This window comes from Chromobacterium sp., from assembly GCF_041912965.1.
Lineage (GTDB): Bacteria > Pseudomonadota > Gammaproteobacteria > Burkholderiales > Chromobacteriaceae > Chromobacterium > Chromobacterium aquaticum.
Map to the genome: position 1 here is coordinate 1 of NZ_JAYSGF010000030.1, position 21,149 is coordinate 21,149.

Consider the following 21,149-nt stretch of genomic DNA (forward strand, 5'->3'; position numbering starts at 1 on the left):
CCAACACCGACAAGGACGGCAAGACCGCCAAGGACCAAGCCGGTCAGCAGCCGCTAATCGTGCTATCGGCCCCGGCCGGCATCGCCAGCCTGAGCCAGCAAAGCCAGACCGTGGCGGCGGGCACCAACCTGGACTTGGTGGCACAGCGCGACAGCAACCAGACCTCCGGCCGGCGCTGGATTCACAATGTGGGCCAGCACATCAGCCTGTTCGTCGCCGGGGTCAAGGATCAGATCGCGCTGAAGCTGATCGCGGCCAAGGGCAAGGTGCAGGTTCAAGCGCAGAGAGACAGCATCGAGGTCACCGCGGACAAGGATGTGACCGTCACCGCTTGCAAGGAAAGAATCACGGTGGCGGCCAAGCAGGAAATCCTGCTCAACGTCAGCGGCGGCGCTTACATCCGCATCGCCGGCGGCAATATCGAACTGCATTGCCCCGGCAAGGTGTCGGTGAAGGGCGCCAGCCATCAGATGAGTGGGCCCACTAGCTTAGCAAAAGAATTAAATAAAATGCCCTCGTCTAAATTTGATGAGGAGTTCGTTATGAAGTGGCCCTACGATGGAAAGCCGGTTAAGGGGCGAGCATTTAAGCTAATCAGGGAAGATGGAACCGTGATACATGGCATTACAGATGCCGAGGGGAAAACAGGCTTGCAGAGGAGCCTGTTTACTGAAAATATCAAGTTGCACTTGTTGCCGGAGAAGTAAAGTGACCGATGATCGAAAAATTTCTCCGCAGTATGATCGTGATGGAAAGCCCTATTGGTCTTCAATAACCAGTAAACCTAACGATTCCTTTGCAATCTGTACAATTGATCCAGATAGGGTTATTCCTGTGATCTTTGTGCCAGGAGTTATGGGCAGTAACCTCATCTGTACGCAAGGGAAAGGGAAAGGGATTAAATGGTTGCTTAATGATACTGGAAGTATGCTGCCATGGTTGGGGCGTGGGGCCCAAATAAGACGAGAGAGCCTTGACCCTGCCGTAATGCAGGTTTTTCAGGGTGGGAAAGTTTCTTCGCGTACTCCATTAAATAATAAATTGCTTAAAGAGAGAGGCTGGGGAGAGGTCGGCTATATGAGCTATGGAGAATATCTTGCCGATCTTCATTTGGCTCTGAATGATTTTCATTGTGGAGGTTGGAACTATTCCCCGCGTAAAATGCTTATTGGAAAAGATCTAAAGGCGGAGAAGGGTGAGGTATCTTTAAAAGAGGATGAAGTTGCCTTGTCTTATCGCTATGCATTTCCGATATATGCGTGTGGCTATAATTGGCTTGATGATAATGCTAGTTCGGCCAAATTGTTGAAAAATAGAATTCAAAAAGCTATTTCTGATCAGAAAAAACTTGGCCATAAGTGCGAGAAGGTAATCGTGGTAACTCACTCAATGGGGGGGTTAGTAGCACGCTATTGTTCGGAAGTGCTTGGTATGCGAGATCAGATACTTGGCGTTGTTCATGGTGTTATGCCTGCGATAGGGGCTGCTGCAGTATATCGCCGAATGAAGGCCGGTACTGAAAATGGGGGAAAAGGGCAAGGAACAACGAAGCGCATAGAAGGTGCTGTGGCTAGTGAAATTCTTGGTGGGAATGGATTGGAAATGACTTCTGTACTTTCTCAATCCCCAGGCCCATTGCAATTATTGCCAACGCCAGAGTATGGAAATAACTGGCTTAAAATAGAGGTTAACGAAGACCGTTTTTCCTTCCCAAAGTCGGGTGACCCATATCGAGAGATATACACTGTTCGTGGAAAGTGGTGGAGTCTATGCGAAGATCACTTAATTGATCCATCTAATATAAAAAATGACCCTGCAGCAAAAGAGAGGAATTGGGAGAGATTTAAAACTGTTATACAGATAGTGAAAGGTTTTCATACTTCTATCTCAAAGCAATATCATGCAAATACTCATGCATTTTATGGAAGTAGTGAAGAGCATCTTTCTTTTGGTAATGTAACATGGAATGGAGAGAGTGCATGGGGTGAAGAACTGCTTTCGGGTAAGAGAAAAGGAGATGTTCTTAATGCTCGGGCCCTAGACCCAACAGAGATTGGGGAAACTAGAACGGTTGCTACACCTGTGAGTGGTGGATGGAAGACAGGAAAGCACCAAGCATACACATTTGCAAATCAGGACGAACCTGGAGATGGCACTGTTCCTCATCGATCAGGCTATGCTCCTTATTCAAGTGCAAAAACAATGATGAGAGTTTCGACTGAGCATGAACCCGCCTATCGAGATTGTCAGCCTGCTCAGCAATTTACTTTGCGCGCCATTGTACATATCACCCAAGCAATTAAGCAGACAGCGTTGGCATATTCAGAATGAGAAAAACATTAATATTATTTGCCAATTTGACAATGGTGTGTATGTTAGCCGCTTGCAAGGATTCACCAAAAATGATGACCGCTACCGAAAAACAGCAATTAGAGCCATTTCTGTCCAATATGCAAACTTATTGCGTTGGAAGATTCTTAGTAGATTTGCCCATCTCTTTGGTTTCCGATCAATCATCATTTAGAGTAGCAAGTGTTTATACTGGGCATCTTGATACTGAAATAGTAGTCGAAGTACAGCCGATGAGCCTTGTTCAGTTCAGAATGGCTCTTGCTAAGCGTAAAAATGAGTTAGTCACAACGCTTATTGCTAATAGTAAGCAATCAATGCTTTTTGATGTGATTCCTTTGCAAGGAAAAGAAGGAATAATATTTGATAGGGTCAGAAGTGATGTTTCTGAGCTTGCCCAGCGTACATATGAGCTATGGAGTTTTGAAAATGGGTATGCCAAAAGAATGCTGGCAAATCATTGGGATGCAACTAAGCTTAAGGATAATTCGTTAGATACAAAAACAACTAGTCAGAATGTAATGCAGGAGCTACTTGGTTTCTCTAATAAAATTAGCGGTCGAAATAATACAGAAATTCCCAAAGAAGCCGGATCTTGTTTTATGAATGGTTTCATGGCTGGTCCATCCGTAGCCCACGAATCACCTGAATTGTCATTTCACTTAGGGGGGCTAGAGGATGTAACTCTGTCAATTGTTACGGATAATCGTTACAGTCCAGAGGTTACAACCTATGATGCAATCGATGAGGAAGTTAAATCGGGTGAAAGTATTGCAAAAGAGAAAAATGGAAAATTTCGCATCATTCGTGCCACTGAATTAAAAGCTAAGAGCGGTGTTGAATTGAAAGAAGTTCTAATGGAACTTCCGACGGATGAGTCTTATCTGGATGACGGAAATAATGAGCATTTTGTTCAGGGACATTCGTTTGTTGCCGAAAGTTCGCATGCCGGTCAGATTAATATGCCTTACGTCAAGCTGATTCTTTCGAATGGTCAGCGCTTATATAATCGTGATATACGAGATGGCGATCCGATTCCTCTGTTGAAAATTGTCTCAAAGATGGATTCGAAAAAGACAGGTAATGAGTTAAAAAAAGCATCTTTTAGCGAGGTGCAAACAATTGCTTTGTGGGATGCTATCTTGGCAACTTTGCGGGTACGATCTAATGAATTCTAGTTTTTGATTCGGTAGTGTTTTTCAAAGTGATGAGCGATTGTGCATGGGAGACTTTAAGTTTAGAAAATGTTTCTGTTATTTTGCTTATGGGGTCTAACCTCAATTGGGGCGTTTTAAGGAAGCCGTGGCAACCCTTCATCCACAAGAGTGTTTTTTATTAGAACGTTTTGTGTCGCTGGAATACATAGGCGAGCTTCGCGACACCTGGAGACAGGTTGTTTATTCGCATGAGCAGGCGCTGGAGCGGTATATGAATACCGCACCGGCCACTTTGCGTTCAAAACATTTATCTGAACAACCAGATGTGACCTGGGGAACTGTTCTACTGCCTAACTATCGAGCAATGTTGCAAAACTTGATAAACACCTATATTGAGCGGACCCATGATGATGCCAATGTGTTTCGTGGGGGCGGTGGTGTTCGTGGAGCTTTACGTGGTGGCAACGAGTACTGGCACGGTTGGATGGGGCAGGATGAGTTAGAGCGCATCGGCGGCTTTGAGAGTAGAGCTAGCAGGCTGGATATAAATTTCAACAGAACTTGCGAGGGCCGTTGGGAGGAGGGAGATTTGTCCTTTCGCTACGATGAGCTGAACTGGGGGCCATTGGACCTGCCTCCAGCCATTCCCGCTTATGAACTGGATGGCAGTGTGGTGGTGAGGCCTGGCGATAAGGTGGAAATCCCCGGTGTTTACCTGCCGGATGTGGATCATGCTTGCGCTCAGTTTCTGCATCCCTATCGCACCAATCAGTTGAAACTTGACTTACTGAATGTGCGGGGTATGGGGGAGATATCGGTACATCAAGGTCTGCAACGGGATCAATTCGGCGATTGGCAGCTGGAGAGGCAGGTGGTGCCGACTTGGACCTTGGTGCGGCGTGTAGAAAGCCAATTTTTCCAAGTTCCTCCTAACGGTTTTTATCCCTAACATGCTTGGCGGTAGCCTGTCTCGCAGAGGGGAATAGATTAGAATGCTTGGCTCTTCTCTGCTGCGCCTGGCTGTGTTCCGTTCTCGAGGTGTAAAGGATCTTGGTCATGCCCCCGTTGCAGCCACAGGAAGTTTATTTGCTTGAATACCTCGTTTCATTCGAGCACTTCTGCAATGCACGTGACGCAATGCGCGAGGCCGTGCGATTTGGCGAGCAATGTCTGGACGAGTTCATGCAAAATCTGCCTGCCGATTTACGGCGGCGCCATACTAGCGAGCAGCCCGATGTCGTGTGGGGAGGTCTCGTGTTACCCAACCTACGTTCCAGCCTGGATGGTCTGATCGAAGGTTGCATTTTACGAAGCCATGGCGATCCTCAAGCCTTTCGTGGCTTAGTTGGAACTCATGGTCGTAGCATCAACAAGAATATCAGTGAGTTTGATGCCAGTTGGATGCCTGAGCCACTGGGAACAATGTTTTGGGATGCTCTGTTCAAGGCGATTGCATTAGATAAGGTTATCGGTGCAACTATTGGTGGGGAATGGCAGGAAGGAAGCTTAAGCAGGCATTGTGATTTTAGTGATCCCAGTGGAGTCTTAGGTGGAACGAATATCCGCCTTCCTAAACAGATTCCAGTTTATGAATTGGACCATTCAGTCGTGATTGGTCCTGGCGATCAGGTCAAGGAGTGCGGTGTTTATTTGCCGGACTCCGAAAATACGGCTGCGCAGTTTCTGCACCCAGGGCGATGGTGGCCAGAAGAGCCGGGCATTTCGGTGCGTCAGGGCCTAAGCAAGGATGAAGAGGGCTGGTGGGATGATGAGCAGGATGTGTATCCATCCCGCTGGACGCTGGTTCGGCGTATCCCCAAGCAATTCCTTGAGGTTCCTCCTGAAGGTTTCTACCCTAAAAACCAGCCAAGCAGTGGGCGGGTTGAGGGTGGATAAGCGTGCCCTCATGCCGGTGTCTGGTGGACGCCAGCTAGGCCTGATGCGTGTCGCAGCTTTACGGCAGGTGAGGCCATGCCGGTGTTTCCTGATTCTCAATATGGGGAAACGGTCTGGTATCGGCAGGCGGAATAAATAGGACTCCATTGAGCAGTGACATGGCTATTGGCTCGGGATAGTAGAGAAATGACAAGTTGCCTATCTATTAACGGGCGTGGAGTGAAAAAATTTATTTTGGCTTCAGCGTTGATTAGCTGCACAGCGATTGCCATCTACTTCGCGATAGGCAGACAGCCTGATCAATCGACGTATCCGGATAGAGTAGTGCTTGCGCTGGGGGAAACTGGAGAGCAGTGGCAAAAGAAATACAGCGCTATTGTTCATGTTGCTGAGCAGCCTGCTGGTCTTAGGTTTTATAAAATGCAGCCCCTCAGATCCAAGGTGTCCGTTACGGTGAGATTGGAGCATCAGGGGCATAGTTTGGAAATTGCCCATGTGCTTAGTGTGACGGGCACGCAAGATAGAGGGCGAAAAGAGGGTATTGACAGCATACAGCTCAGTGCCGGTTTGTCTTCTCAGCCGCTGATAGAGCATGACGCGGCAAGGCGTTATGTATGGAGTTTGGTCAAATCAATTCGCGCCGCAGGCTGGCAGAAGTATATCGAAGAGACGGACCCACGTTTGAACGGCAAAGCGGCTTATGAGTACGCTGTACAGAAGCATGGGGCATTAGACCCTGACTATGATTTGTCATTGACGGAATGGATGGCGATGCCGGCTAGAACCCGTTGGAGCTTCTATGCAGAGGATGCTTTTCTGAGTCTGGAGTTCGATCGGAATGTGCAACGCATGGACCCTGCCAAGCCTGGCGCTTATTTGTTGAACGTCAGCATAAGCAGTGCTGAGCAGCAATTTAGCTCAAATTTTGAATTTGAAGAGCGTGATCATTGGCGTAATCTATGGGATGCGGCTGCACGGAAATGGAAGCAGGAACGCAATATAAAAGAAGCTAAATTGCGTGCGCAGGGTGTGGTTATTGATGAAGATTATCAGGGTCCACCTTTGCCAGCTGGGTCTGCTGGGAAGTAGAACTTATATCTGTTGGCTTGTTGGTTAGGTCATTGTTTAATGGTTTGCCTATGCCACCGCTATGCTTAAGTGGCGGGGTTTTGAAAGAGCCGACCACGGTGTGAGGCGCGAGTGATGCATCTCCGTGTCGCCGTCATCGTAATCTAGGCGATGGCTAGTATGGTTTGGTTGTGGCGGGTATTCCACCGAAAATATCAGGTTCATGCGCCGTCTTGGCGGGGGTGACGCCCGTCACCCCCGCCGAACCCCTGCGGCCGGGGGGACTCAGACTCTATGTGCCGGCTGTCTGGCCGGCCACATCCCTTCCCATTCCCCTCCTGGAGATTCTTCATGACGCCCATCCTGTTCAATACCTATCGCTCGGTCCAAGGCTTCAACAAACGCGTCCGTTTCCTGATCCTGCATTACACCGCGCTGGACTTCGCCGGCTCCATCAAGGCGCTGACCGGCTCCGGCCAGGTGAGCGCGCATTATCTGGCGCCGGACCCTTGCGACCCCAGCTATCAGCAGGCCGGCTTCAAGCAGATGAATCTGTTCAATCTGGTGGACGAGAACGACCGCGCCTGGCATGCCGGCGCCAGTGCCTGGGATGGCCGCAGCAATCTGAACGATTCGTCCATCGGCGTGGAAATCGTCAATCTGGCGCGGGAGGAGAAGGGCGGCATGGTGTTTCCGCCCTATCACCCGCAGCAGGTGGAGGCAGTGACGGAATTGGCGCGAAACATCCTGGCGCGCTATCCGGACATCAGTCCGGTGAACGTGCTGGGCCATTCCGACATCGCCGTGGGCCGCAAGAGCGATCCGGGGCCGATGTTCCCGTGGCGGGAACTGCACCAGGCCGGGGTGGGCGCGTGGCCGGAGGTGGAGACGCAGCGTAAATACGCGCAGCGGTTCCAGCAACAGGGCTTGCCTGGCCGGGAGAAGATGCTGGAGGCGTTCAAGCATTACGGCTACGAGGTGGCGGCGGCGGGCGGCGATGCCGGTTTCGCCACCCTGGTGCGCGCCTTCCAGATGCATTTCCGCGCTGGCGATTACAGCGGGGCGTTGGACGTGGAGACCGCTGCCATCCTGTTCGCCCTGCTGGAGCGTTATTGGCCTAAGCGTTTGGCCCTGATCAAGCTTTGACGCGTCTTGTACTCCGAGCGGCTAACAAACCCCACGCAGGATCAGGGGTTTTGTTAGCGGGTCTTATTTGGCGGCGGCCGGGATGAAGGAGAACTCCTGGATCACGATTTCCACTTCCTTGCCGTCCTTGGGCGGCCGTCCCTGGAACAGCCATAGATTGATGTGCGGCGGCAGCGGCTGCTGCGGCACCAGGCGCGTGGGGTCCGCCGGGGCGAAGTTCCAGCGCGCCATTTCGTACTGGTCGCCGTCCTGATGGCCGTGCAGCGATTGGTAGAGCACACGGCTGGCGCTCCAGTTGAAGCGGTGGGTGCTGTAGTCGCCGTTGAGGTGCGGTTCAAAGGCGTAGGAGGTGGGCTTGGGGCCGGGCACGGCCGGGTAGACGGTGTAGTTGCCCATCGGGTTTTGCCGATTGCCCCAGCGGGCGAATTCGATGTCGATTTCATTGCTGGCGTCCGGGCCCACATCCGGCGTCGGGTAGTTGAACAGGCCCAGCACGATGTTGTCGTCGAAGAGGTCCGGCCGGCCTATCAGCTTGAACTGGTAGCGGCCAAAGCCCAGCCGCTGAGGCAGGTAGACCTCGGCGCTGCTCCACTTGCCGCCGCGTTGGGCGATCTTCAGGTGGAGCCGGCCCTGGGCGTCCACCCAGGCGTTGTTCTCGTCCCAGTCATTGGGGCCGGGGCCGCTTTGGATCTGGTTGCGGACTTCCCAGGCGTAGCCGGAGAAATTCAGGGTCTTGGCCTGGGCCAGGCCGGAGGCGGCCAGGGCGGCGGCGATGAGCAGGCAGTAAAGTCGGGGCATGGTTTTCCTTTATCGGTGGCCTGGCCGTGACCAGGCGCTTGCGCTGGCGGGACAGTCTGCTTGGAATATAATGCCAAATGATTTTCCGGTGGGTAAATACAAGGAACAGGCCGCGCGCGCGTCTGAACCATTGACCCGCCGGCGCGGTCAAGCTTTAGGTAGCGTCAAGCCAAGGCTCTGCGGGGCAGGTCTTGCAGCGGCGGCGTTCATCATGCGAGGAGTGCGATTGTGTTGACCATGGGGTTTCTGAGCTGGTTGTTTGGCGATGAGAATCTGATGTCGCTGCTGGCGCAGAACTGGGTGCTGGGGGTGTGGATAGTGGCCGCCATCGTGTTTTGCGAAACCGGCCTGGTGGTATTGCCCTTCCTGCCCGGCGACGGCCTGCTGTTCGCCACCGGCGCCTTGCTGGGCGCGCAGGGGGTGTCGCCGTGGTGGCCGATGGGCGTGATCACGCTGGCGGCCATTCTGGGCGATCTGCTGAATTACAGCATAGGCCGCTCCGCGCTGGGGCAGACGCTGATCCGGCGCGGCTGGGTCAAGCCGCAGCATTTGGCCAAGACCCAGGCCTTTTTCGATCGTTACGGCGCGCCCACCATCACCATCGGCCGCTTCGTGCCCATCGTGCGCACGGTGGCGCCGTTTCTGGCCGGGCTGTCCGGCATGTGCCCGCGCCGCTTCGCCTGCTACAACGTGCTGGGCGCGGTGATCTGGTGCGGCGGGCTGGTGTCCATGGGGTATTGGCTGGGCGGCATTCCCTGGGTGCAGGACAATATGCTGTGGCTGGTGCTGGGCATGGTGGCCTTGCTATTGCTGCCACCCTTGTGGCAGTGGCGGCGCAGCCGCCGTCTGGCGGGCTGACGCTGTTTGCAAGCGGTTCAGGATCAGGCGAGCAAGAGCGGGGCGTTGTTAATGCGCTGTGTTTGGCGATCTCGCTTTTGCTCGCGAGACTTGGACAGGCTCTTAGATGAGCGATGCGCGCGGTGCAACACGCCTTGCCGCCTGCTCCAGGCTAGCCCGCGCGATCACGCGGTGGAACGGTGTGATGGCCGCGAGGTATGTCCGTCCCAGTAAGTTATGGCAATGCACGACGGATACCACGACGAGTTCCCTGCTGCCTGCCGCGCCAGCGCGCTGCTGGATCGCGAGCCGGAAGTCGAGATGACGATCATCCGCGCCCATTACCAGTTCCTCCAAACTCTTGGACTGCAGTGGAAAGAAGCCGATCACCGTCCCCTGCGCCGCCGCGGCAATACCCACCGCACGAGACGATTTGACGCCGACTGGCGCCATGATCATGTCGCGCGCCCGCGTCAGCGCGCGAATCCACCACGCCTGCTGCTCGAAGCCCGCGCGGGCCAATACTTCGATATCGTCGCTGGCCCCCGCCGGTAACTGAATCGCATACGCGTCTACCAGATCCGCGCCCTTGTAAAGCGGCGCCAGGGTACTGTCGGATGGCACGGGTATCGCATGCGCCTTATGGATATGGTTCATCAACTCATCTCCCTACGGTTTGGGTTTGGCGTGAGTCTGCGCTAGACCTTGCTTTTCCGCGCCATCAACACGCCGCGAGCCGTCCGCCCCGGGAACGATGGATGCGTCTGCCACGCAGTCGCAATCGACAGGACGTCGCGGTCTAGCCTGAAGAACCTCCGTTGCTCGGTGCCGACCCAGGCGGGATGCCAAGCGGTGTCGACCTGGATGATGAGTTTGTCCTCACCCTCAACACGGCACAGACCGGAATAAGCGATCATCGCCTCGAAAAGGGCTGCCGGATCATGATTCGGACGTTCTTGGGAGGTGAGTATCGACATGATCCTGTCGCGTTCTATGACGATATGGCCGAGCGGCGCGCGGCCGTAAGTGTCCACGCACTCGCCTGTGTCCTGGAACTCAAGCTGAAAAGACACAATCCGCCACCATCCGGACAAGGGCTGGGCTTGGATATCAGGCATGGCATCTCCTTTCTCGCTCTTGCTCGCGAGACTTTGGACAGGCTGTTAGTGCGTCAGCATCACCGCCACATACACGCCGATGGCCAGCAGGCTGACGCAGGTGCCGCAGGCGATGGGCCCGGCCGAGCGGCCGCTTTTCAGGTAATGGGTTTCCAGCACGATGATGTTGGCCGCCGGCGGCAGCAGGCACAGCAGATAGAGGGTGGGCCGGTTTTCCGTCACCAGCGCGATGTCGAAGCGGCCGCACAGCAGGATGAACAGGCTGAGCAGCAGGGCCAGCGCCACGGCGCGCGCGGCGAAGTTGCGCAGCGCCAGTTTGAAGTCCGCCAGCCGGAGCCGGGCGCCGGAGAGCCAGATGCCCAGAATCGCCATTCCCAGGAAACTCATCAGCCATTTCAGCGCTTCGTAGCCAGGCCGCGCGTAGTGTTCCAGCGCCGGCCCCAAGGGCAGGCAGGCGAGGCCGACCAGCAGCGCCCACACCGGCGGCGCCTGCAGCGTCTGGCGCAGCCGCGCGCGCCAGTGCTGGCCCTGGGCCAGCAGGCCCACGCCGATGGCGTTGCCAAACAAGGAACTGCCGACATAGGCGGCGATGATGACCATGGCGGCGCCGTCGCCAAACAGCGCGCTGGCCACCGGCAGCCCCAGCCAGCCGATATTCAGATAGCAGAAACACAGATTGTGCACCGGGTCGCGGCTGATGCGGCGTCCCAGCAGCAAGAGCAGCGCCATGATGGCGGCGATGCCGGCCATGACCGTGAACACGCCGGGGCGATGGGTGGCGATGTTGTAGATGATGACCAGCGGGATCACCCACTTGCTCAACAGCGCCGAGGCCCGCGCCTTGACGTCGAAGGGCGCGCGTCCCAGCCCCAGGCCGATCAGCAGATAGGCGAGCGGGGCGAAGATGGACAGCGGCATGGTGCATTCCTGTGACGAGCCGGACGGCGGAAGACGCACTCTAGGCCCGCTTCACTGGAAATGTCAATGGAATGAAAGTGTCAGCGCGGACCGAGCAGCCGTTGCAGCGTGGCCGCGGTGGGCACGCCCTGGACTTTCTGCAAGCGGCCCTGGGCATCGCGGTAGAAGGAGGCCGGGGTGGCGAACACGCCCAGCCGTTCCATCAATTGCTGATTGGCCGCCAATTTGGCGCTGACGGCGGCCGGCGGCTTGGCCAGCGGCTGCACCGGCGTGCCGGATTCGTGGCGCGCCAGCGCGGCGGCCGGATCCGGCGCGGCCAAGAGGGCGGCGGCCTTGGCCGGGCTGTCCGCCGCCAGCAGGCCCACCGGAATGTGGCGCAGCTGAACCTGGCCGGCATTGACCCAGGGCCGGGCGTCGCGCCAGAACTGGCGGCAGTACGGGCAGTTGGGATCGGTGAAGGTGTAAACCACCCTGGCGGCGTCGGCCTTGCCGTCGGCTATCCAGTGGCTGGCTTCCAGCTGCCGCCACAGCGCGGCGCCGAACTGCCGGTCCAGCAGCTCCGGCTGCCATTTTTCGCCGTGGGCGTCGGTGATGTTGCCGACGATGGCTTGCTGGCCGTCCGGCGTCAGGTAAAGGGTTTGCGGCCGGCCCAGATAGAGCGCGGCGTAGCCGGTCAGCCCGGCGGGGCCGGGAAAGCTGCTCAGGACTTCATAGCCCTGGGCCTCCAGCGCCTGGATGGGCGCCGGCCAGGCCTGGGGCGCAGCGGCGTGGGCGTTCAGGCTCAGCCATAGCGCCAGCGGCGCCAGGCCGCGGATCAGCGATGCGGTCATGGTCATTCCTTGGAGGCGCTGTCCAACTGTTGCAGTTTGCTGGCCAGGGTGGCCTCGGACAGTTCGCCCAGGTGTACGGTTTGCAAGCGGCCGCGGGCGTCGAAGAACAGCGTGGTGGGCAGCGCCACCGAGCCATATTCGCGGCCCAGCGCGCCGCCAGGGTCCAGCAACACGTGTTGCAGCCGCAGCGGTTGGCTACGGAAAAACTGGCGCACCAGCACTTCGTCCTCGCCCTGGTTGGCGAACAGGAAGCGCACGCCGGCGTATTGTTGCTGCGCTTGTTGCAGCAGCGGCATTTCCCGCAGGCAGGGCGGGCACCAGCTGGCCCACAGATTGAGCACCACGGGCTTGCCGGCGGCCAGCGCCGGCAAGGCGGCCGGTGCGCCGTCCAATTGCGGCAGCACGCGCGCGGACAAGGCGGCCTTGGTCTGCTCCTGTTGCAGCGCCTGGCCTGCGGCCCAGGCCAGCGCGCCGCTCAGGATAGCGATGGCCAGCGGTCGGCGCAAGGCGGCGCGGCGCCAACCGCGCCATAGCGCCAGGGCCAGCGCGGCGGCGATGCCGGCCCAGGGCAGGAAGCCGCCGTCGCGCAGGTCCAGCATCGCCAGCGGCCGGTGGGCGTACAGCGAGAACCAGTAGAGCACGAAGGCCGCCCGCGAGGCGACGAAGCCCCACAGCAGCATGTCGTTGAGGTCAGACGCCACGCTGACGCGCCAGCGGCGCGCGGCGAGAAAGCCGGCGGCGTGTGCGGCCAGCCAGGCGGCGGCCGTGATGGCGAAGCTGACGGGAATGGCCAGCGGGCCAAGGTTGAAAGCAAGCATGGTTTAGTCCTGTGCCGCGCGGACGGCGCGCGGCGGGGAGGCCGTCCGTGGCCCGGGCGCCCGGTGGGCGCTGGCAGGGGGCGGCTGTCTGGCGGTGCCCGCGGCATGGCCGCGGGGTTCTGCCGCGCAAGCGGCTGGAACTGGCGTTTTAAACGTCAGAATAGACTGGGCTTTCTCAAAAAGATTCACCGCTTGCGCTGGGAGGGGGGCGGCGACGGCAGGGGGGAGTATAGACGACAAACGGCCCGCCTCAGCGCGGGCGCCGGGCGGGCCGTGGTTCGGAGCGCGGTTCAGCTGGCCTGGTGCACGCGCATGAATGGCGGCGCGGCCACCACGTCCGGCGTGCTGGTGCCAACGGGGTGCTGCATCACTTTCTGCGCCACCAGCTTCAGCTCGTACATGATGCCGATGGCGGCGTCCAGCTGCTGTGGCTGGCCGTTGAAGGTGCGGTCCAGCGCGGCCAGCAGGTTTTGATAAGACTGGTAGAACTGGGCGCCGCTGACCGCCGCGCCGCTGCCGGCCGGATAATCGGAGAGCGCGGCATTGGGCAGCAGATTGAACACGCCGGTTTCGTCCAGCGGCACCGGCTCGCCGGTGTAGGACCAGCCGGAGGGGCTGCAGTCGTCACGCACCAGGCGCTTGCCGTAGTAGATTTCGCCAAACTTGAAATAGTGGGCGTAGCCGCCGCCGGCGTCTTCCTTGGGGTTGATCCAGTCGTCTTCCACCTGCACGCCTTCGCCCTGGCGCACGATGGTGTTTATCACCGCGCGGGCGCTGGCCATGTCGTGCACCTTGCCGTCCGGACAGCCTTCCACCTCGTGCGGAAACCACTGGCTGACATCCACCTGTTCGTCCAAGCGCGGCTGGGCGAAGCAGTCATGGCCGTGGTTTTCCAGGTGCTGCAGCCGCTCCAGTATTGCTTGGTAGAAGCGGCCGATGGAGTCGAAGCCGGGCTGGTTGTCGACATAGGCCTGGGTTTCGCCGGGCAGGATGGCCTGGGTGTCCGGGCGCTCTATCTCCATGAACACCTCCTGCGCCTGTTGCCGGCTCAGCGCCTTGAGCGTGACGGTGAGGCTGGTGTCCACGCACATCGGCAGCGGCCCGGGATAGTTGAGCGCTTGGCCATCCTCGATGATGCGCGGATTGCCGCCGATGGCGATCAGGGTGTTGGCGGCCAGCGTCATGTGCAGCATTTCCTCCACCACCACCGACTGCACCAGCGCGCGCGCCTCCTGGTTCTGGCCGGGCTTGATGGAGAACAGCGCGGTCAGATAAGTGGGGATGGTGGACAGCTCCAGCCGCACCGCGCCGGCCAGCATGGTTCGCACATGATGGATGTGCTCGGCCTGGCGCAGCTCGGTCATGAGTTCTTGACGTATCTTCAGCATGGCTTGGTTTCCTTGGAAGGTCGAATGACGGGGCCGGGGTCAGCCGCGGGGCTTGCGCAGCTTGCTGGCGGATGGGGAGGCGAGCGTGGCGGCGATGTCGGCTTCGCTGGGCGGCGCGCTTTGACGCAGCGGGCAGCGCTTGCCGTACATCAACTGGCGGTCGAAGGTCTTGCCGGTGCGGTCTATCACGTTTTGGAAGTAGTTGATCAGCATGCGCCGCTTGCTGGCGGACAGATCGCGCGTCACCGGCATCTGGTCCGGGTCTTCCATCGGTTTGTCGAAGACGAAGCGCATGATGAAGGCGCTGGCGTCGGCCACCGCCTGCTTGGAAAAGTCGAACAGGCCCTGGCTCATCACCGGGTAGAGGTTGGCGTATTGCTGCAGGATGGGTTGCACGTCTTCCCAGCTCGGATTGTCCAGATCGATGTTCTGGCCCGGCTGCGGGAAGCTGCTGAAAACCACCACCGCCAGGTTGTCGTAATGCTGCTGCAGCGCCGGGTCGGGGCCGGCCAGATTGTAGGAAATGGTGAATAGCTGGCCGTCCATGTATTCGCGCGGGGTGCCGAAGGTTTCCGGCCCGTGCAGGGTGATGGCGGCCCGGCCGGCCTGGTCGGTGACCGGTTCCGCCGGGCTGATGCGGATGGCGGCGTTGGGCACGTTGTTGACCGGCAGCAGCGCGCGCGGCGTGGTGCCCACGGTGGCGTCGGCGGGGGTATTGCCGTAGTCCAGCATCGGCGCGCCGGCCCAGAAGGCCAGCGCAGCGCCGGCCAGCGGCTGGCCATAGCGCGCGGCGTAGACATGGGTGTGCAGATGGTTCTTGTCCGGGTGGTTGGGGTCCAGGCGGATGGCGAAATCCTCGGCGCGCACCTCGTTGCCCAGCAGCACTTCGCGCACGCAGACGGTGGCGCGGCCTTGCGCGTCCACCGGCTGGACGATGGCCAGCGGCAGGGGCCGGGTGGCCAGCCGCAGCTGTTCCTCGGTCAGCGGCACCGACTGGATGCCGGCCTGCTGGTCTTGCAGCGTTTGCGAGGTGTCCACGCTAGCGATGACGGTGTAGTCGCCCGGGCCGATCTCCGTGTCCTGGGCGGTCAATTCCTGATGCAGGATCGCGTATTGCAGCGGCGGCAGCGCGACGACCTGGTTATTGCCATCCACGGGCAACGCATTGCTCAGGTCCACTTGCAGGCTGGCGGTTTCCTGGTCCAGCCAGGAAGAGAAACAGCCGATGCCATTGCCGGACACCGAGTCCTGCAGGCTGTTCTGAGTGGTGGGCATGAAGCGGCGGCCCAGGATGAAAGAGCGCGGCTGGTCGGCATAGGCCGGGCCGATGGCGCCGAGCACGGTGCCGTAGCCGAACAAGGGCGAGCCGGCGTTCATATCGTAGCCGTAGGTGGATAGCCGGATGGACAGCCGGTCCTGCTCGCTCAGCTCGATCAGGCGCGCCAGCAGCGGGCTGTCGAAGCCGTCCAGATGCCAATGGATATTGGTGAGCACGGATTGGAAGATCGCCGAGGCGCCCATATCGCTGCCATTGCCCTGACCGCGGCCAAACCACAGATCGCGGAAGGGGTTGCTCTGGTAATCCGCGGTCATCAGCGGCGTGCCGTCCGGCTTGAGCAGCGACACCGCCAGGCCGTAGACATTGGAGGCCAGCTGCCAGTCCGGGTCCAGGTCCACCATCTTGGCGGACGGCTTGCCAATGGCGTTGCCCACGCTACAGGACAGCAGCGGGTCCTGCGCCGGATTGGTGATCTGGATGCCGCTGGGCCCGCGCAAGCTGGTCACCTGGCAGTTGGCGAAGCGCATGATGGCGGTGCCGGTTGGGTGCCACCAGCCGTTGTAAGTCTTGGTGTTGCCGGCGGCGTCCGCTTGCTGGAACTCCTGGAAGTGGGCCTCGAAGGTGGCGTTGTCGAAGTGGCGCGGGTCGTTGTTGACGGTGGAGACGTCGGCCTGGAACTGGCCGGCAAAGGCCAGCCGGGGAAACTGCAAATAGCTCATATGGGCTCCTAGCGGTGAGGAAAATCCGCGGACGACTATGCTTGGCGTTTTAATTCCATACGCATAGCGCGGGTATAGGCAGCGCTGACCATTAGGGCAATGTTCTTTAGGTCAGGTGGATAGGCGGGGCAGGTGGAGAAAGGCCGGCGCCTTGCGCGCGCCGGCCAGGGGCGGGCGCTTACTCCGCGCCCAGCGACATCGCGTGCTTGAACACATTGCCCGGGTCGTACTTGCGCTTGATCGCCACCAGTTCCGGGTACAGCGCGCCGTAATACAGCTCGCCCCAGCTATAACCGGGCGTGCCCGGCCGCGCGCCATTCAGCATGTCCACGTCCGGGTAGTTGATGTAGCAGCCTTCGTAGGGCGAGTCCGGCAAGACCGCCGAGGCCGGGTAGGGCGTGCCGTTGAAGCCGTCGGCGGCGTAGACGGCGTCGAAGAACTCGCGCATCCAGTTCAAGTGCTTGGCGTCGTTGGCCGGGTCGGTCCAGTAGCTCTGGTATTGCAGCTTCATCACCGAGGCGCGCTGCGGCACCGCGGTCTGGTTGTCGGCGGGATCGAAACCGTTGTTGCCGGTGCCGCGGCGGTTGATCGCGCCGCCGTAGGAGTCCACTTGCAGCAGCGATTGGGCAAAGTCCTGGTCGTGGGGATGGGTGTTCAGATGCTGGTGGATCGCCTTGCACTCGGCTTGGCTGAAGTTCTGTTTCATATAGGCGGATTTGTACTTGCCGCGCTGATTGTTGCCGGAGCCGTTCAGCGTCTGGGTGGCGTACAGCCAGTCCATCGCCTGCGCGTGTTCCGGCAAGGGCGCGCTGTTCCTGGGCGGCGAGCGGTGCGGGATGTGGGGCAGATGGCCGCCGCCGGGCAGATAGGTGTTCAGCAATTGCGGCGAGGCCACTTGCGCGATGCGCCGATAGAAGTCGTTGAACGGCGTGGTATCGTTCAGCTTGCCGTCCCGGTCGGTGTACTGCACCACCAGCCCCAGTTTTTTGGCGCTGACATGGGTGAGCTTGAGCAGGCTGAACAGGCCGTAGCCATCGGGCTCGCTGTCCGCCTCCCGCCAGTATTGGCCGTAGGTTTGCAACAAGGCGGTGAAGCGGCCCAGATCCTTGAAATCGTTCCAGTCGAATTGCAGGAATTGCACGCCCACCTGCTGTGGCGCCAGCGGCAAATCGTCGAAGTAATAGCTGGTGATCAGGCCAACATTGCCGCCGCCGGCGCCCTTGCACAGCTTGAGCAGATCGGAGAATTCATTGTCGGCGCGAGCGTGGACCTTGCGCGCCTTGCCGCCGTCCGCCAGCAGAATATCCACCGCGCTCAGCCAATCCACGGTCAGGCCTTGTAGCCGCGACAGCAGGCCGTAGCCGCCGCCGCTGATATGGCCGCCGGCGCCCACCGAGTAGCAAGAGCCGCCCGGCACCGTCTTGCCGGTGAGCTTGTACAGGCCGACATAGCCGTCCCAGTTCTGATTGCCGGCCAGGAGTTGGAAGCCGTAGCTGTGGCCGTCCGCCACAACGTCGCGGTGCAAACCGGAAAGCTGGCCGATGTCTATGATCAGGCCGCCGGGATTGTTGCTGACGAAGCCCTCGTAGCAATGGCCGCCGCTGCGGATGGTGGGCTTGAGCTTATGATCCAGCGCGTATTGCAGCGCGGAGACGACTTCGGCCTCATCGCTGCAGATGACAATGCCGCTGGCGGCCTGGCCGGCTTCCGGCCAGCGCAGGTTGAAGCCTTTTTTCAGTGTCTCGTAACGATGATCGTCCGGGGTGATGGCATTCAAGCCCATGTGCTCTTCTCCTTGTGAGGCCGCGACGGCGGCTGTGCGTTTTGAATGACATTGTTTTATAGACGAGGGGTGAGAGGGCGAGGCTGGCAAATGCTGAGCTTGGTGGCATTGCTTGTTTTAACGTTTCATTTCTCGGGGACCAAGCTTGAATCCGCTGGATTTTGTTCTGGCATGAAATGACATTTGGATGTTGTTTTGCTACGCTCCCTGCCAAAATCAGGAGCGAGCGGACATGATCAAGCAATGGATGGGCCTGGCCCTGCTGCTGGGCGGCCTGGGCGGCGCGGCGCAGGCCGGCGAGGCGTTTGGCGCGCCGGGACTGACGGCGGTGCGCGGCCCGGCGGCCAAGTCTTTCGTCGGCGTGGCAACGGAGGGGTCGTCGCGGGTGTATTTCACCGGCTATCGCGGCGTGGTGTCCGAGGTGTTCTACCCGGCGGTGGACAGCCAGGCGGCGGTGGATCTGCAATTCCTGGTGGGCGACGCCGGCCGCGGTTTCGTCGACGAGGAAAAGCAGCAGGACTACCACGTGCAGCGGCTGCATCCGCGCAGCATGAGTTGGCAGGCGCAGACCGGCAACGCGGCCCATCACTGGCGCATCAGCAAGCGCATCTTCACCGATCCGGCGCGCGACGCGCTGATCCAGCGCGTCACCTTCAGCGCGCTGGACGGCCGCCGCGTCGGCGATTTCCGGCTTTATCTGCTGTTCAAGCCCTATCTGGACAATGCCGGCGCCGGCAATAGCGCCGCCACCCTGGCGCGCGCCGGCGGCGGCGCGGCCTTGGCCGCCAGCCGCAATCAGCGCGCCTCGGCGCTGCTGAGCAGCCTGCCGTGGAAGACGCAGAACGGCCGCCGCATGCTGTCCAACGGCTTTGTCGGCCTCAGCGACGGCTGGACCGATCTGCTGGGGGGCGGCGCCGACAAGCGCATGGATTGGACTTTCGATTCCGCCGGCAACGGCAATGTGGCGCAGATGGGCTGGCTGGAGCTGGGCGACCCGCGCGCCACCAGCGTGTCCTTCGACGTGGTGCTGGGCTTCGGCGCCAGCCAGGGGCAGGCGCTGGACGCGGCCGAGGCGGCGCTGGGCGGCGATCTGGACGCGGCGCAGCGGCGCTACGACGTCGGCTGGCAGGCTTACGCCGCCGGTCTGTCCGATCAGGGCGGCAGCGCCGACGACGGCTACTACCTGGCGGCGATGACGCTGAAAACCATGCAGGACAAGGCCAGCGGCGCGATGGTGGCCGGCCTGGGCACGCCGTGGGGCGCCAGCCAGGGCGACGCCAACGCCGGCGGCTATCACCTGGTGTGGCCGCGCGATCTGTTCAAGTTCGCCAACGCCCTGCTCACCGCCGGCGACCGCGCCACCGCCGCGCGGGTGACGGATTATCTGTTCAACACCCTGCAGCAGCGCCGCGACTGCGGCGTGGCGGAATACGACGCCGCCGGCTGCCCGGACGGCTTCAGCCGCAACGGCCGCTTTCCGCAAAACGCCTGGGTCAGCGGCGCGCAGTATTGGCAGGGCACCCAGATGGACGAGCAGGCCATGCCCATCCTGCTGGCCTGGCGCCAGGGGCCGGCGGTGTATTCGCCGCTGTGGCCGCGCATCAAGCTGGCCGCCGACTACATCCTGAGCGCCGGGCCGTGGACCTATCAGGAGCGCTGGGAGGAAAACAGCGGCTATTCGCCGTCCACGCTGGCGGCGCAGATCGCCGGCCTGGCCGCCGCCGCCGACATCGCCCGCGCCAACGGCGACGATGCCAGCGCCGCGCGCTATCTGTCCGCCGCCGATTACTGGCAGCAAAACGTGGACGCCTGGACCTTCACCCGCAGCGGCGGCTTTGGCGACGGCCGTTATTATCTGCGCCTCAATCCGTCCGCGCGCGCCGGCGGGGCCAGCCGCGCCGGCCAGGCGCCGGCGCTGGGCCCGGACACGCCGCAGACGCTGGAAGTGAAGAACGGCGGCGGCGGCCGCGATGCTCGCCGGGTGGTGGACGGCGGCTTCCTGGAATTGGTGCGCATGGGCGTGAAGCGCGCCGATGATCCGGCGGTGCGCGCCACCTTGGGCATTTACGACGCGGTGCTGGGCCAGCGGCTGGAGCTGCCCGGCGTGCCGGCGCTGCCGGTCAACGCCTGGTTCCGCTACAACTTCGACGGCTACGGCGAACGCAATGACGGCGGCGATTTCGCCGGCAGCGGCGTGGGCCGGTTGTGGCCCATCTTCACCGCCGAGCGCGGCATCTACGAGATTGCGCGCCAGGGCGGCGGCGCGGCCGGCCAGCCCTATCTGGCCGCCTTGAAGCAGCTGGCCACGCCGGAGGGCATGCTGCCGGAACAGGTGTGGCCGCACAGCGCGGTACTGCCGGACGGCTGGGCGGTGGAGACGCCGGCCGGCAACCGCGCCGGCACGCCCACCCGCTCGATCGCGCCGCTGAGCTGGGCGATGGGCGAGTACATCAGCCTGTTGGCCTCCATCCGCGCCGGCCGCGTCGTCGATCTGCCGGAAGCCGCCTGCGCGCGTTATTACGCCTGCCGGGTGGAACCCAAGGCCGGGGAGGCGACGGTGGAGATCCAGGCCGCCGCCACGACCAGCTGGGGGCAGCAGCTGTATGTGACCGGCGCGGCGCGTGCCTTGGGCAACTGGAACACCGATCTGGGCCTGCCGGCGGACGCGGCGGCCTACCCGCTGTGGAAGACTCGGGTCAATCTGCCGGCCGGCCAGCGCATCGAGTACAAGTACTACCGCAAGAACGCCGATGGCAGCGTGAGCTGGGAGCAGCGCGCCGGCAACCGGGTGCTGCAGGCGCCGGCCGGCGGGCTGACGTTGAATGATCAGGTGAACTGGTAAGAGCCTGTTCAAAGCCCGCTGCGCTTCGTGAAGCCTTGCACGGTGAGTACAAGCTCAAAATGCTCATGTACCACTTGTACATTCCGCTTTTTCGCTCGCTCTTGCTCGCGAGACTTTGGACAGGCTCCAATACGCTATTGATTTATTTGGAATATTGAAAGCAAATTTAATTACTTTTTGATATTAAACATGGCTTTTATAGT

18 protein-coding genes are annotated in these 21,149 nt (G+C 60.1%); 9 read left to right on the top strand and 9 right to left on the bottom strand.

What is annotated here, in order from left to right; all coding sequences use genetic code 11:
* The 7 genes from ACE3QM_RS15710 to ACE3QM_RS15740 form a co-directional block, all read left to right on the top strand.
* The coding region (locus ACE3QM_RS15710) for a DUF2345 domain-containing protein (protein ID WP_374423168.1) at nt 1-707 on the top strand (707 nt) is incomplete at its 5' end.
* Between the two features lies 1 nt (nt 708).
* Nucleotides 709-2,331: an esterase/lipase family protein gene (locus ACE3QM_RS15715; RefSeq protein WP_374423170.1), complete on the top strand. Its 1,623-nt coding sequence runs from the start codon at nt 709-711 to the stop codon at nt 2,329-2,331.
* Nucleotides 2,332-2,402: 71 nt separating this feature from the next.
* Nucleotides 2,403-3,527 (top strand): T6SS immunity protein Tli4 family protein, encoded by a 1,125-nt coding sequence (locus tag ACE3QM_RS15720; RefSeq protein ID WP_374423172.1) that lies wholly within the window; start codon nt 2,403-2,405, stop codon nt 3,525-3,527.
* A gap of 124 nt (nt 3,528-3,651) precedes the next feature.
* Nucleotides 3,652-4,455, top strand: a complete 804-nt coding sequence (locus ACE3QM_RS15725; RefSeq protein ID WP_374423174.1) for a hypothetical protein — start codon at nt 3,652-3,654, stop codon at nt 4,453-4,455.
* A gap of 107 nt (nt 4,456-4,562) precedes the next feature.
* Nucleotides 4,563-5,402 (top strand): hypothetical protein, encoded by an 840-nt coding sequence (locus ACE3QM_RS15730; RefSeq protein ID WP_374423176.1) that lies wholly within the window; start codon nt 4,563-4,565, stop codon nt 5,400-5,402.
* Nucleotides 5,403-5,621: 219 nt separating this feature from the next.
* Complete coding sequence (locus ACE3QM_RS15735; protein ID WP_374423179.1) at nt 5,622-6,491, top strand: hypothetical protein; 870 nt, start codon at nt 5,622-5,624, stop codon at nt 6,489-6,491.
* A 330-nt stretch (nt 6,492-6,821) separates the two neighbouring features.
* Nucleotides 6,822-7,616 carry an N-acetylmuramoyl-L-alanine amidase gene (locus ACE3QM_RS15740; RefSeq protein WP_374423181.1) on the top strand — a complete coding sequence of 265 codons (795 nt, stop codon included), beginning with the start codon at nt 6,822-6,824 and terminating at the stop codon, nt 7,614-7,616.
* Between the two features lie 63 nt (nt 7,617-7,679).
* Here ACE3QM_RS15740 and ACE3QM_RS15745 read toward each other — a convergent pair whose 3' ends face one another.
* Nucleotides 7,680-8,414: a glycoside hydrolase family 16 protein gene (locus ACE3QM_RS15745; protein ID WP_374423184.1), complete on the bottom strand. Its 735-nt coding sequence runs from the start codon at nt 8,412-8,414 to the stop codon at nt 7,680-7,682.
* Nucleotides 8,415-8,651: 237 nt separating this feature from the next.
* On the opposite strand from ACE3QM_RS15745, the gene ACE3QM_RS15750 reads away from it, so the two are divergent.
* Nucleotides 8,652-9,272 carry a VTT domain-containing protein gene (locus tag ACE3QM_RS15750; protein ID WP_374423263.1) on the top strand — a complete coding sequence of 207 codons (621 nt, stop codon included), beginning with the start codon at nt 8,652-8,654 and terminating at the stop codon, nt 9,270-9,272.
* Between the two features lie 102 nt (nt 9,273-9,374).
* Here the strand turns inward: ACE3QM_RS15750 and ACE3QM_RS15755 are convergent, their stop codons facing one another.
* The 8 genes from ACE3QM_RS15755 to ACE3QM_RS15790 form a co-directional block, all read right to left on the bottom strand.
* Nucleotides 9,375-9,908, bottom strand: coding sequence for a DUF2867 domain-containing protein (locus ACE3QM_RS15755; protein WP_374423186.1), 534 nt, complete (start codon nt 9,906-9,908; stop codon nt 9,375-9,377).
* A 41-nt stretch (nt 9,909-9,949) separates the two neighbouring features.
* Nucleotides 9,950-10,369: a lipocalin-like domain-containing protein gene (locus ACE3QM_RS15760; RefSeq protein WP_231460685.1), complete on the bottom strand. Its 420-nt coding sequence runs from the start codon at nt 10,367-10,369 to the stop codon at nt 9,950-9,952.
* Between the two features lie 45 nt (nt 10,370-10,414).
* Nucleotides 10,415-11,287, bottom strand: a complete 873-nt coding sequence (locus tag ACE3QM_RS15765; protein WP_374423188.1) for a permease — start codon at nt 11,285-11,287, stop codon at nt 10,415-10,417.
* An 80-nt stretch (nt 11,288-11,367) separates the two neighbouring features.
* A complete protein-coding gene (gene dsbG / locus ACE3QM_RS15770) occupies nt 11,368-12,117 on the bottom strand; it encodes a thiol:disulfide interchange protein DsbG (protein ID WP_374423190.1) in 750 nt (249 codons plus the stop codon).
* A 2-nt stretch (nt 12,118-12,119) separates the two neighbouring features.
* Nucleotides 12,120-12,935, bottom strand: a complete 816-nt coding sequence (locus ACE3QM_RS15775; protein WP_374423192.1) for a TlpA family protein disulfide reductase — start codon at nt 12,933-12,935, stop codon at nt 12,120-12,122.
* Between the two features lie 290 nt (nt 12,936-13,225).
* Complete coding sequence (locus ACE3QM_RS15780; RefSeq protein ID WP_053074186.1) at nt 13,226-14,323, bottom strand: ferritin-like protein; 1,098 nt, start codon at nt 14,321-14,323, stop codon at nt 13,226-13,228.
* 39 nt (nt 14,324-14,362) lie between these two features.
* Complete coding sequence (locus ACE3QM_RS15785) at nt 14,363-16,321, bottom strand: hypothetical protein (protein ID WP_048408138.1); 1,959 nt, start codon at nt 16,319-16,321, stop codon at nt 14,363-14,365.
* Nucleotides 16,322-16,499: 178 nt separating this feature from the next.
* Nucleotides 16,500-18,104: an FAD-dependent oxidoreductase gene (locus ACE3QM_RS15790; RefSeq protein ID WP_374423195.1), complete on the bottom strand. Its 1,605-nt coding sequence runs from the start codon at nt 18,102-18,104 to the stop codon at nt 16,500-16,502.
* 232 nt (nt 18,105-18,336) lie between these two features.
* Here ACE3QM_RS15790 and ACE3QM_RS15795 point away from each other — a divergent pair, with 232 nt between their 5' ends.
* Nucleotides 18,337-20,946 (top strand): glycoside hydrolase family 15 protein, encoded by a 2,610-nt coding sequence (locus ACE3QM_RS15795; RefSeq protein ID WP_374423197.1) that lies wholly within the window; start codon nt 18,337-18,339, stop codon nt 20,944-20,946.
* Nucleotides 20,947-21,149: the final 203 nt, after the last annotated feature.

Coding starts and splice junctions, on each gene's coding strand:
- ACE3QM_RS15720 (WP_374423172.1), top strand. CDS start 2,403: ATGATGACCGCTACCGAAAAACAGCAATTAGAGCCATTTCTGTCCAAT.
- ACE3QM_RS15730 (WP_374423176.1), top strand. CDS start 4,563: ATGCCCCCGTTGCAGCCACAGGAAGTTTATTTGCTTGAATACCTCGTT.
- ACE3QM_RS15740 (WP_374423181.1), top strand. CDS start 6,822: ATGACGCCCATCCTGTTCAATACCTATCGCTCGGTCCAAGGCTTCAAC.
- ACE3QM_RS15745 (WP_374423184.1), bottom strand. CDS start 8,414: ATGCCCCGACTTTACTGCCTGCTCATCGCCGCCGCCCTGGCCGCCTCC.
- ACE3QM_RS15750 (WP_374423263.1), top strand. CDS start 8,652: ATGGGGTTTCTGAGCTGGTTGTTTGGCGATGAGAATCTGATGTCGCTG.
- ACE3QM_RS15755 (WP_374423186.1), bottom strand. CDS start 9,908: ATGAACCATATCCATAAGGCGCATGCGATACCCGTGCCATCCGACAGT.
- ACE3QM_RS15760 (WP_231460685.1), bottom strand. CDS start 10,369: ATGCCTGATATCCAAGCCCAGCCCTTGTCCGGATGGTGGCGGATTGTG.
- ACE3QM_RS15765 (WP_374423188.1), bottom strand. CDS start 11,287: ATGCCGCTGTCCATCTTCGCCCCGCTCGCCTATCTGCTGATCGGCCTG.
- dsbG (WP_374423190.1), bottom strand. CDS start 12,117: ATGACCGCATCGCTGATCCGCGGCCTGGCGCCGCTGGCGCTATGGCTG.
- ACE3QM_RS15775 (WP_374423192.1), bottom strand. CDS start 12,935: ATGCTTGCTTTCAACCTTGGCCCGCTGGCCATTCCCGTCAGCTTCGCC.
- ACE3QM_RS15780 (WP_053074186.1), bottom strand. CDS start 14,323: ATGCTGAAGATACGTCAAGAACTCATGACCGAGCTGCGCCAGGCCGAG.
- ACE3QM_RS15785 (WP_048408138.1), bottom strand. CDS start 16,321: ATGAGCTATTTGCAGTTTCCCCGGCTGGCCTTTGCCGGCCAGTTCCAG.
- ACE3QM_RS15790 (WP_374423195.1), bottom strand. CDS start 18,104: ATGGGCTTGAATGCCATCACCCCGGACGATCATCGTTACGAGACACTG.
- ACE3QM_RS15795 (WP_374423197.1), top strand. CDS start 18,337: ATGATCAAGCAATGGATGGGCCTGGCCCTGCTGCTGGGCGGCCTGGGC.